The 10613-nt window shown below is 42.0% G+C and carries 11 protein-coding genes and 1 pseudogene; 2 read left to right on the top strand and 10 right to left on the bottom strand.

Annotated features, from left to right (window positions below):
- Nucleotides 1-506 (bottom strand): glycosyltransferase family protein (locus ACESM0_RS06430; RefSeq protein ID WP_372904787.1); only part of this gene is annotated, 506 nt, incomplete at its 3' end.
- A complete protein-coding gene (locus ACESM0_RS06425; protein WP_372904785.1) occupies nucleotides 503-1318 on the bottom strand; it encodes a UDP-2,3-diacylglucosamine diphosphatase in 816 nt (271 codons plus the stop codon). The genes ACESM0_RS06430 and ACESM0_RS06425, both read right to left, overlap by 4 nt.
- Nucleotides 1319-1456: 138 nt before the next feature.
- On the opposite strand from ACESM0_RS06425, the gene ACESM0_RS06420 reads away from it, so the two are divergent.
- Nucleotides 1457-2512, top strand: a complete 1056-nt coding sequence (locus tag ACESM0_RS06420) for a saccharopine dehydrogenase family protein (RefSeq protein WP_372904783.1) — start codon at nucleotides 1457-1459, stop codon at nucleotides 2510-2512.
- Nucleotides 2513-2515: 3 nt separating this feature from the next.
- Here the strand turns inward: ACESM0_RS06420 and ACESM0_RS06415 are convergent, their stop codons facing one another.
- The 4 genes from ACESM0_RS06415 to ACESM0_RS06400 form a co-directional block, all read right to left on the bottom strand.
- Entirely contained in the window at nucleotides 2516-3178 is a 663-nt protein-coding gene (locus tag ACESM0_RS06415; protein WP_372904781.1) for a hypothetical protein, read from the bottom strand.
- Nucleotides 3179-3191: 13 nt separating this feature from the next.
- A complete protein-coding gene (locus ACESM0_RS06410) occupies nucleotides 3192-3791 on the bottom strand; it encodes a YceI family protein (RefSeq protein ID WP_372904779.1) in 600 nt (199 codons plus the stop codon).
- 15 nt (nucleotides 3792-3806) lie between these two features.
- Nucleotides 3807-4403 carry a YceI family protein gene (locus ACESM0_RS06405; RefSeq protein ID WP_372904777.1) on the bottom strand — a complete coding sequence of 199 codons (597 nt, stop codon included), beginning with the start codon at nucleotides 4401-4403 and terminating at the stop codon, nucleotides 3807-3809.
- Nucleotides 4404-4464: 61 nt separating this feature from the next.
- Nucleotides 4465-5733, bottom strand: coding sequence for a hypothetical protein (locus tag ACESM0_RS06400; protein ID WP_372904775.1), 1269 nt, complete (start codon nucleotides 5731-5733; stop codon nucleotides 4465-4467).
- A gap of 270 nt (nucleotides 5734-6003) precedes the next feature.
- Here ACESM0_RS06400 and ACESM0_RS06395 point away from each other — a divergent pair, with 270 nt between their 5' ends.
- Nucleotides 6004-6336 carry a hypothetical protein gene (locus ACESM0_RS06395; RefSeq protein WP_372904773.1) on the top strand — a complete coding sequence of 111 codons (333 nt, stop codon included), beginning with the start codon at nucleotides 6004-6006 and terminating at the stop codon, nucleotides 6334-6336.
- A gap of 14 nt (nucleotides 6337-6350) precedes the next feature.
- On the opposite strand, the gene ACESM0_RS06390 is transcribed toward ACESM0_RS06395, so the two are convergent.
- From ACESM0_RS06390 to ACESM0_RS06375, 4 genes and pseudogenes are all read right to left on the bottom strand, one after another.
- The gene (locus tag ACESM0_RS06390; protein WP_372904772.1) at nucleotides 6351-7007 is read right to left on the bottom strand and encodes a response regulator; all 657 of its coding nucleotides are present in this window, start codon (nucleotides 7005-7007) and stop codon (nucleotides 6351-6353) included.
- Nucleotides 7008-7241: 234 nt separating this feature from the next.
- Nucleotides 7242-8663 carry a PAS domain S-box protein gene (locus tag ACESM0_RS06385; RefSeq protein ID WP_372904770.1) on the bottom strand — a complete coding sequence of 474 codons (1422 nt, stop codon included), beginning with the start codon at nucleotides 8661-8663 and terminating at the stop codon, nucleotides 7242-7244.
- Nucleotides 8664-8810: 147 nt separating this feature from the next.
- A complete protein-coding gene (gene xseA, locus ACESM0_RS06380; protein ID WP_372904768.1) occupies nucleotides 8811-10145 on the bottom strand; it encodes an exodeoxyribonuclease VII large subunit in 1335 nt (444 codons plus the stop codon).
- A gap of 111 nt (nucleotides 10146-10256) precedes the next feature.
- Nucleotides 10257-10613, bottom strand: a pseudogene (locus ACESM0_RS06375) (GNAT family N-acetyltransferase); the annotation flags it as partial.

The following is a 10613-nucleotide window of genomic DNA, read 5'->3' as shown; positions in this document are numbered from 1 at the left end:
CGGCGAATGACCGGTGGCAGAATAAACGAATCATACCGTTTAAAGTGAAAGCCGATTGACCGATTTACAGGTGCGAAGTATTTTAATACAGACTCCGAAAACAGGGATTTGGATTTTGGCCGCGGACACTTGTCCGATAAAAAAGATGCCTGATGACTTAGTCCAACTGAGGGAGTTTTGGAGTTTATGGACGCCCAGGCTGTTACAGGCTCATAATCCGAGATAACCAGATCGTACAGATTAGGGTTTACAGAGTTGATATCCCGGAGAAAAGTTACGGGTTTAATATTCAGTGCTGTTTTTAAATAGGACACACTCCCGCTGTCATCATAGGTAAGACTGATTCCACGCTTGTGAAGAACATCTGTGTTTTCCAGATTCATTTTACAGTTATAGCCACTTATCAAAACATCCACGGATGCATGTTTTGATAAACTGGGTATAATTTCCCGCGCCCTGCTGATGTGTCCGTGTCCGGTTCCCTGAATTCCGTATAGTATTTTCATCCGATCAGCACTTCGTCGTCTATGGTTCGTTTTTTGATGTTCTTTTCAATCCTGTTTATAGCCTCAAATTCTCCTTCAGAATATCGGTACATGCTCCACTCTTCACCGTCATATTCAAGCGCTGTAAGGTTCTCGATCCAGTCGCCACTGTTCATGTAAATCACAGACCCTTTCTCGTTTTCATAACCTCTTATTTTGGGTTGATGAATGTGTCCACAAATTACATAGTCGTAGCCCTCCTCAATTGCGAGGTCCATCGCCGTTGTTTCAAAGTCATCAATAAACCGCACAGCTTTTTTTACACTGTCTTTAATTTTTTTGCTGAGAGAGAACTTGCCCTTACCAAGTTTTTCTGAGATGTAATTGGTTAGTCGGTTTAGAATAATCAAAAGTTCATAGCCATGGCTGCCTGCTTTAGCAATCCACTTGCTATGCTTCATGGTTATATCAAAAATGTCTCCGTGAAAAATCCATACACGCTCACCGTTCAGGTTTAAAACCAGTTTATCCCTGATAAATAGCGGTCCCAATTGTAAACTTGAAACCTTTCTTAGTACTTCATCATGATTCCCGGTCAGATAGTATATATCTGTTCCGTTGGCCATGCTGGTAATAAGAGTGCGAAGAACCATCATGTGTGAATCCGGCCAGTAATATTTTTTAAAATTCCAGACGTCAATAAAATCGCCATTGAGAATGATGACTTTTGGATTAACTGAGTTTAAGTACTGAAGCAGCTCCAGTGCATGACAGCCTACTGTTCCGAGGTGGATGTCCGATAGTACTAAAATTTCAATCGGGCGTTTTTTCATGTGTAGATGATTACTTTTTGCAACAAAGTTCTTTATATACTGTTATGCTAACATATTGGAACTGTTAGCATTTGATGAATATTTTGTTACCAAATAATTACCTGGCATACAGTTGCAGGAACAGAGATGGGTGGAAAAATGAAAAAATGGATTATTTACGGCAGTTACGGTTATACAGGTAATTTAATTGCAGAGCTGGCTGCATCTTCAGTTGAACATCAAGTGATTCTGAGCGGAAGAAATGAAGAGAAACTACGTGAACAGTCCCGGAGACTTGATATGGAAAGCAAAGCAGCTGATCTGGATAAACCCGAAGAATTGGATGAGCTTTTACATGACGCGGATGTTGTACTGCACTGTGCAGGCCCCTTTGTGCATACCTGGAAGCCGATGGCTGAGGCTTGCCTCCGAAACAGTTGTCACTATCTGGATATTACCGGAGAGATTGAAGTTTTTGAGTCACTAAAGAAAATGGGCGGTGAGTTCGTAAAGAACGGATTAATGGCTATGCCGGGTGTTGGGTTTGATGTTGTGCCGTCTGATTGCCTGGCGGCACTGCTACACCAAAAGATGCCGGATGCCACGCACCTGGAACTGGCCATATCGGGGCTTGGAGGTGGACTATCGAGAGGCACGGCAAAAACAATGATTGAAAATCTTGGAAGCGGCGGTGCTGTTCGCAGTGGTGGTGAAATTGAAAAAGTACCCGCTGCCTATTTAACCAGAAAAGTTCGGTTTGGGGATAAATGGAGAGACGTAGTTTCTATTCCCTGGGGAGATATTTCTACTGCATACACATCAACAGGTATTGGAAATATTGTTGTTTATGCGGCAGTGCCTCTCAAAAATATCAAGAGGATGAAGTGGCTTAATCGACTAGGGCCTGTTGTAAAAAACAAAAAGGTGAAATCTTATTTAAAATCTAAAGTAGAGGAGAATAAGCCGGGGCCAACGGAGAAGGAGAGAGTAGAAGGAGAATCATTGCTGTGGGAACAAGTTTCGAACTCAAAAGCTGAGTCTGTTACGGCACTGCTCAAAACAAAAGAGGGCTATCAGCTTACGTCGGAAACGGCTTTCGAAATTGTGAAGAAATGCCTGGCCGGGCAATTTAAATCGGGTTACCAAACGCCATCAGCCGTATATGGAGCTGACTTTATCTTACAATTTGGGAAGACTGAAATCTCTTACTTATAATAGTTAAGGAGCGGTAACTTCTTTGGGAATACCGAGTAAGAGTTGAACAAATCTGTGGCTTACTGAACTACTTAAAATAAGCCGGTTACTGCAAATGGTTGTATCTTTAACAACGATAAGTCCGGTTTGTAAGCAGTCCTCAAGACAATTCATATACTCTTGCCAATATCCAACCCTAAGCCAGATAAATGGATTGTCGTTATTTGCACTAAGTGCGTACCAGTTAAAATCACTGTCTGGTGCGGGAATAACAACATCCTTTAAGTTGGAGGGATCAATTTTGTGCAATACTAACTGATTTGCCCGTGCAAAGCTTTCCAGTTTGACCGGTAACTGCTTTTTATCATTTAACGTATGGTCAGGGCAACTGGAGTTGCTTTTAACTCCTGACTTCGATAAGATTCGAACGGCTGCAATTAATGCAGAATTGTCCAGATTTGGAAATGTTTGAACGTGATGCTGGTACCCTTTATCAGTAAGTTTATGATGAAGTGCCTGAAGTACTTTTCCGATACTGATAACGGCTTTTCGGAATTCCATTTCGTGTTCCAGATACTCTTTCTGAACAGAAAGTTCCAACATATTACTGGAAAAATTATACTTCCAGCAATCCACGCCGTAGTGATCCGCCTTGTTCTTGATTTGTTCGATCCAGATTTTCAGCATTTTACTCTTACGCTCAAATACGTTTTGCGGTTAGATCGAAGTGAACGGTAAGTTCATCATCTGCTTTTATTAGGCCAAAAAGCCCTTTTGGTGGCTCGATACCGTAGTCGGTCATGAATATCTGTTTATTGCCGCGCACTCTCATTTCACCGTTTTCTGAAACGTCTCCTTCTGCAATGAAACTGATTTCTCTTGTAACACCGGCTACTGTAAGTTCACCGTATATGATATAGTTGTTATTGGGTAGATCCGGGCCTGATTCGGCTTTATTATATACAAACCGGATGTTTGGATATTGATTTGACTTCAGGGCATCTTTCATGTCATTGTTCATTTTCCGTTTTCCGCAATCAAAGCCTTCAACGTCAATCACAACTTCAACCGAAACTTCCGGATCGGGGCTGTTGTAATTTGATGAATCCTTTACCATTGCTTCCCCGTCGTACTCATGGGCAATGCAGTCAAAAGTGTTTACATTCGAACTTCCCTTAATCCAAAGCCGGCTCACCTCTTCGTCAGGGGTGAACCGGTTTTGAGATAAAATTTCTCCTTCAGGTGCTGCAAGTGCAGCAATCCACAAAGTAAATAATATGGAGATCTGAAGAAGTTTCATGTTATGGATTTAAACTTAGTTGAAATTCACATTGTAACTGATGATCATTTCATCTCTTGCACGAACGGTACCAAATATGGCAGTTGGCGGGTCAATATCAAAGCTTGTCATTAACAACTCTTGTTCACCCTGGAAATTAATGGATCCATCAGCATTCATTGAAGCGGTTACCTGCAGGGTAACATCACTGTCAACTCCATTGGCGTTAACAACGCCTGATGCTGTGATAATAGCTGATTCATCTTCTACGCTTATTTCATTTACTTCATTCAGTGTAAACGTAATATTTGGATGGTCATCAGCATTTAGGTATTTATGAATGTTTTTCGTCAATCCGCCTGAGCCGGACTGTATACTCTCTACTGGAATAGTCAGGGTCATCTCTTTAAAGAGATCTGCTGATAGATTTTCGGGCATCATCTCTTCAACTTCGGCCATAACAAGTGTACCTTCAACTTGTTCAACGGCAGCGTCCCAGCTTCGGACGTTGGCTTCACCGTCTATGTGCATCTGTGGTTGTCCCTGAATATTCAGGGTCACATCCTGGGCAAGGACTGTGCCTGCCATAAAAAGCATTAATATCGAGGTGGTTATTATTTTTTTGAAATACATTATAGTCTCCTTGTAATTAAAAAATCTGCAGGGCTGAATGCCCTGCAGATCGAAAGTGTATTTAGAAGCTTATTACAGCCTCTATCATCAATCCGTTAAACTCACCACCAGCATACTTTGTTCCGGTAAAACCGTCGCCGCTGAATGATTGAGTTACATACTCGACCTTAGTAAGTACGTTATCAGTTAAGAACCAACCACCACCGATATTGAATCTGGAAATTTCCTGATCGGTATCAGATCCGTCTACAAGGTTGTAGCGAGTTCCAAGATATATATCCTCGTCGGCTCCAAATCTGTAAAGCACTTCAGCACCGTACTGATTGTAACTGCGGTCTTCATTTTCGCTTGTTAATTGACCGGAAGTAGTTTCGAACAGTCCAAAGAACTCCAAACCACCGAACTTAACAAATGGGTTAATCATGATGGCAGTCATTTCACCGGCAACAGGTCCAACTGGAGAGAAACTTGATATAGTATAACCAGGATCGAAACGACCACTCGTAAATCCATCGTCCATTACATTGTAGTAACGAGAGCCCGCACGGTCTCCACTATATAAGTATTGAGACATAGATTCACCACTAGCTAGGAATGATCCTGTTAGGCGGAAACGCAGATCGTTATCAAACTGCTTGTCGTAACCCAATTTGGTGTAGAATGTTACACTTGAATTGGACTCCATGGTACTTTGATTCAATTTGCCATTGCTAAGTCCAAGCATTCCAAAGAAAGCATCTCCGTAGATATAAACCTCACCGGCAACTTCAGTAGTGAAGGAGTCCATAATGTAGTTTCCTACAAAAGGATTATGAATAGCAGCACCGTTATCGGTACGTCTGAAGTGAGCATCACCGTAGTTAAGCTGCATGTGACCTACTTTAAAGCGAAGATTATCCATGAGCTCACCCATGAAATCTTCAGCTATGAAGTCTAAACGATCTACCTGAATATACCCGCCTTTCACCCATGCTTCAGGGTGGTGTTGAGATGACAGATAAGTGCGTAAGTGCATTCTTAATCCTCTGTCCAATTGAACATCGAAGTCAAGATTGGAAGTTGCGAGGTTAAAGTTATTTTCCAGTTCTGGGAGATCTCCGGCGTCATTATCGTGAGTAATCCCTTGAAACTGCAACGTGTTGGCTCCGCCAATTCGAACATTTAAACCATCAAATTCAATATCAGTGGTGAATGGTGACTCAAATTGGTTAAGGCCAGTCTTGTCTGGGTTAGTAAAGTACTGTAAGTCGCGGTTACTCTGTGCATTTGCAAAATCTGCAACGAGCAGAGAAGCGATCAGCACAGCCATTGTCATAATTGTAGTTTTCATAACTATGTGGTCTTTGGTTTTATTTATTTATGTAAAGTCTTTTGTTATCAGGCTTCGGTTAAGAGAAGCCTTGTTTTCTATCGTTCAATCAAAACGACATGATCAATATCGGCAGCAGTTCGCTGCTTTGTAAGCGGTCATGTTCTGATTGAACGGTGGGGATTTCCCTGATACCTCTAGGAAATTCCCCTAACGCATTTCAAAAGCCTGAAATACGGGGTGTTGTTTTTTAACGACTTATGTGTTTATTAAACGTAAAAATACTTACTTATGAAAGGGTTTTTAATTAAACAGACAAAGTTGACTTTTTTAGGATTTCTAACCTTGTGTTTGTTCTCTGTTTCTTGCAGTGACTCTTCTACGTCGGTGCTCCCGATTGAAGATGATTTAAAGCAGTTAGACAAAATTGAGCAGGTATCGGTGCGAACAGCTAACTCTATTACATCGTATAATGAAGGCGAGGATTACAGTTTAACGGAAGTTCATGACGGGTATTTATTGCTGAAATTTGACAGGAATGTGACTATTCACTCATTCAACTTGGTGAATGCCAGAGAAATTTCAATTCAGCACGATAGGAATAGCGTAATTTTATACTACTAAAGACAGGAAATAATTTACCCTGATGCCCCTTCAACCCACCGAACAGCGTGACGCATCAACTCGTTAGCTGTATCAATCTGTAGCTTGTCTTTGATGTTTGCGCGATGGCTTTCGACTGTTTTGACGGAGATGTGAAGTTTTTCGCCAATCTCTTTTGTGGATAGACCTTTCCCGGTCAGTTCAAATACTTCCAGCTCACGGTCACTTAACTGATCCAATGGGTTGTCACTCTTTGTATTATTACCTGTTGCAAGTTTCATCAGCAGTTTATTTCCAATCTTATTGCTCAGGTAGATACCGCCGTTTAATATTTGCTGAAGTGCCTGTATGAGTACATCAACTGCCTCCAGTTTCATTAGGTAGCCCTTTGCCCCTGCACGCAGTGCGCGCTCTGCATAGAGCTCCTCGTCGTGCCTGCTTACAATTAGTATTCTAAGTTCAGGCATCTGATGCAGCAGGTTTTTTACCAGTTCAATACCATTCATTCCGGGAAGCGAAATGTCAACGATTGCTGCATCCGGTTTTAAGTCTAAAATTTCATTCATCGCTACCTCAGCCGATTCCGCTTGACCAATCAGCTCAAATCCAACTTCTTTCTCAAGCGTCATGGCTAAACCTTTTCGCATGAGTGGATGATCGTCGACGATATAAATTCTTTTATTAGCTCCCATAAACGTTCAGACTTGTCGGGCAATAGATTTATCAGTTTTACTGTGACTGAGTTTACAAAAAAAGCACGTTATTCGCACTATAATCAGATTTTAACGTAGTTAACAGGGAAGTATTTTTAATACTCTGAGATTAACTCTAGAACTGCATGCCTAAGTGGTTGAGAATAGAGTTAAAAAACTTTTTAGTCAGTGAATTTTGCACTCAGTGTCTCAAAAAACTGCCAGGGTGAAGAACTATTTAATGGAATAATTCGCTCCTATTGGATACATCGTTACGATAATAGCGGCTCCGCCAAGTTTTTCACCGTCTTCAATTTCCAGATTTGCACCGATTAGCCGGGAACGGAACTGCATAATTCGTACTCCAAGTCCCCGGTCTTTTTCCCAGTCATCAGAAAAGCCGGTACCGTTGTCTTCAATTTTTATAACCAAACGCTCATCGTAATTTTTTATAGAAATATCTACTACAGAGGCATTTCCGTGTTTAACGGCGTTGCTGGTTGCTTCCTGAACAATTCGGTATAGATGTGTCAAATTAGTGGAATCGTCAAAGTAAATGTTGTCGGGAGCGTCGAACTTGCAAGTGATGTTAAATAGCTTTTCAGCATTTTTCATCATACGCTCCAATGCGGCTTTCAGCCCTTGTCCTTCGAATTCGACAGGAATTAAACCTCTGGAGAGGCTTCGGGCGTATTCGTCGGCCTCTTTTACTAAATTTGTGATGTCACTCACTTCATCAGCCAGCGGGTGATTTTCATCTTTAAGAGAACTTGCAATATTTCGATTAATCAGACTGATACCGGTAAGCATCTGGCCAAGTCCATCGTGCAGATCTTGTCCGATTCGATGGCGTTCATGTTCACTGATTCGAAGAACTTCCTGTTCCAATCTACGTTGCTCGGTAATATCGCGAACAATGCCGGTATAAAGCCTCTGTCCGTTAACATTTACTTCACTCACTGCCAGATACATAGGGAACGTGGTTCCATCTTTTCGCAGCCCGGTAACTTCTCTTCCGATTCCGATAATTTTCTTGTTCCCCGTCTGATGGTAATTATTGATATAATTGTCATGCTCTTTTCGATAAGGCTGAGGCATTAACATCTTCACATTTTTTCCAATTACTTCAGAGGCTTTAAATAGAAAGAGATCTTCAGCGGCTTTGTTAAATGTTCTAATTTGAGCGTGTCTGTCAATAGTGATGATCGCATCTACTGTGGTTCGAAGAATACTGCGTGCTCGGGCCTCACTTTCGCGCAGTTTCTGTTCAATCAAAAACTGTTCCTCTTTGTTTCGGGTCATCTTTTCGGCAAAGGCGAGGCGCACATCCAACCGCTGTTCATCAAAAAGGGATTCTGTTATATACTGATCCACTTCTGCGTCTAGCAGTCTGTGTAATTGCTCCATGTGTTCCTTGCTTATTACGGCAATTACGGTTCGGTGCTTACCTCGCTCACTGGCTCGTGTGAGACGACAAAGGCGCAGACCTTTCTCAGAATAATCACTCAAGAGAATCAGGGAGATGTTTTCATCTTCTATTGTATTGAGTAGCTTTTCGTCCGGCTCACCAACAACCACATCGTGATTTCTTCTCTCCAGTGCGTTTTTAAGGATGTGAATTGTTTCTTCATTATATCCGGTGATAAGTGTTTTCATAAATATAGTTTGCTCTTGTTTTATACAGGCAATTAATCCAATGGCAGACGTATCAACTGTCGAGATATTTTAAATAAAATAGTAAAAGGTCTGATTTAGTCTAATTTTAAATGCAGTCTTATCCAATTTGCAGGTAAATCACTAAACTTATGATCTGATTTTTGTGGTTCCGTCATTCCACTCAATTTCTGTACTCACAGATTTGTCAAAATCTTTGGACGACCTGATCCAATGGCCGTTCTGAAGAATTCGGGTAAATCCTCTTTCCAGTGGCGCTTTTGGATTCACTTCAGCTAAACCGGAGATGAGTTTATTGAGTCTTGTTTTTTTATCGGCAAGCTGCCGGTTATAGCGGTTGTCCAGTCTTTCTGATAATATAGTAACAGATTCCGTCCATTTTTGGAGTACCACTCTTGGATTGGCCGATTCTATAGCTGAGCTGAGATGTTGTAAACGAGATCTTCGATCGGAGATTGTGCGATCAATCCGGCTGTCCATCTGGTCTAGCAGGGCACCCACTCTGTTTTTCTGAAACTTCAACTGTTCCTGCACAACCAGAAGAGCATGGGAATTTGCAAGCCTGTAAACGTAGTCGCGATATGTTTGAATTTTTTGTTGAAGAACGGATTCCATTTCCCCTGTATAGTCATCTACCATGTAGCGCAGTTCATTGATATCAGGCGCAGCGATCACCACAGCCTGGGTGGGAGTAGCGGCACGGGCATCAGCAACAAAATCGGTAATACTGAAATCCACTTCGTGGCCAACAGCGCTTATGGTTGGTATCGGGCAGTTAAAAATGGCTCTTGCAACCGGCTCCTCATTGAAAGGCCAGAGATCTTCCAGTGATCCGCCACCCCGGCCAATAATGAGCAAATCTACAGGTTCCTGTTGACTGCTAAACCATTCAATGGCTTTAACAAGTTCTGGTGCAGCATTGAGTCCCTGCACGCTTGCATGATGAAGGTAGAGGGTGGCAACAGGCCAGCGCTGTTCAAAAGTCGATTTAATGTCGTGAAAAGCGGCACCTGTGGAAGATGTGATAACGCCAACCCGAATGGGAAAGGGCGGAATTGGTTTTTTGTGGGCATCGCTGAAAAGCCCTTCATTCTCAAGTTTCTTCTTGAGCTCTTCGAATTTCTGTTGAAGCTTACCTATGCCTGCCTGCTGAAGCAGGGAAACGATCATCTGATAGCGGCCGTGTGGTGCATAAACCTGAAGGTCTCCGCCTAATACAACTTGTTGTCCGTCGCGGATATCCACATCTATTCGTTGCGCCGTACTTCTCCAGATTACACATGGGAGCTGAGCACTGTCATCTTTTACGGTAAAGTAATAGTGGCCGTTCCTGCTTTGATTTACATTGCTGATCTCTCCTTCAACTAAGATATCCCTGAAATTTTGCTCCAGCAGCCCTTTAATCTTTTCGGTGATCTCTGTAACTGTTGGTACATCGAAGGAGAATGGAATCTGGTTTTTCATAGGAAACTGATCAGATAACGTATTTTTGAATGCAATGTCGGGATGGTTAATCTAACGGTCTGCATTATACCAAAATATCACAGCAGAATAGAAATCGAATTGAAGATTTTATCAAAGCTCTTTCGCCCAAAAAACCATCTCTTTTTTAGTTTCCTTTGATTTGCTGACGTCCTTCCAGGGAAAGTATGCCTTCAGATTTGTTTGCTTTCGATATCCATATTTTTTCCAGACGGGATCAAGAGGTGTATAGTTTTCAGGTCGCAGAGGATGGGCTTTGTCTCGCTGAACCGCGCAAAAGGTGATCACGTCAAACCTGCCAAGCGTTCTGGCATGATGTTCTCGCTCAGAGAAGAAATAACTATAGAAACCAAGCCCCCTGTAATCGGGTAAGAGGATCGACTCTCCGCAGTAAAAAACTTTCTCGAGATTATAATTTTGTTCGATGAACGGCTTTTTAAAATCATCACC

Origin of the sequence: Rhodohalobacter sp. (assembly GCF_041686455.1) — a bacterium.
GTDB lineage: Bacteria > Bacteroidota > Rhodothermia > Balneolales > Balneolaceae > Rhodohalobacter.
The sequence above is the reverse complement of the archived record's forward strand: the minus strand, read 5'-3'. Positions and strand labels throughout refer to the sequence as shown.

Excerpts from the sequence above, each read along its gene's own strand:
- ACESM0_RS06405 (WP_372904777.1), bottom strand. The coding sequence starts at position 4,403 with ATGTATTTCAAAAAAATAATAACCACCTCGATATTAATGCTTTTTATG.
- ACESM0_RS06420 (WP_372904783.1), top strand. The coding sequence starts at position 1,457 with ATGAAAAAATGGATTATTTACGGCAGTTACGGTTATACAGGTAATTTA.
- ACESM0_RS06415 (WP_372904781.1), bottom strand. The coding sequence starts at position 3,178 with ATGCTGAAAATCTGGATCGAACAAATCAAGAACAAGGCGGATCACTAC.
- xseA (WP_372904768.1), bottom strand. The coding sequence starts at position 10,145 with ATGAAAAACCAGATTCCATTCTCCTTCGATGTACCAACAGTTACAGAG.
- ACESM0_RS06385 (WP_372904770.1), bottom strand. The coding sequence starts at position 8,663 with ATGAAAACACTTATCACCGGATATAATGAAGAAACAATTCACATCCTT.
- ACESM0_RS06410 (WP_372904779.1), bottom strand. The coding sequence starts at position 3,791 with ATGAAACTTCTTCAGATCTCCATATTATTTACTTTGTGGATTGCTGCA.
- ACESM0_RS06395 (WP_372904773.1), top strand. The coding sequence starts at position 6,004 with ATGAAAGGGTTTTTAATTAAACAGACAAAGTTGACTTTTTTAGGATTT.
- ACESM0_RS06400 (WP_372904775.1), bottom strand. The coding sequence starts at position 5,733 with ATGAAAACTACAATTATGACAATGGCTGTGCTGATCGCTTCTCTGCTC.
- ACESM0_RS06425 (WP_372904785.1), bottom strand. The coding sequence starts at position 1,318 with ATGAAAAAACGCCCGATTGAAATTTTAGTACTATCGGACATCCACCTC.
- ACESM0_RS06390 (WP_372904772.1), bottom strand. The coding sequence starts at position 7,007 with ATGGGAGCTAATAAAAGAATTTATATCGTCGACGATCATCCACTCATG.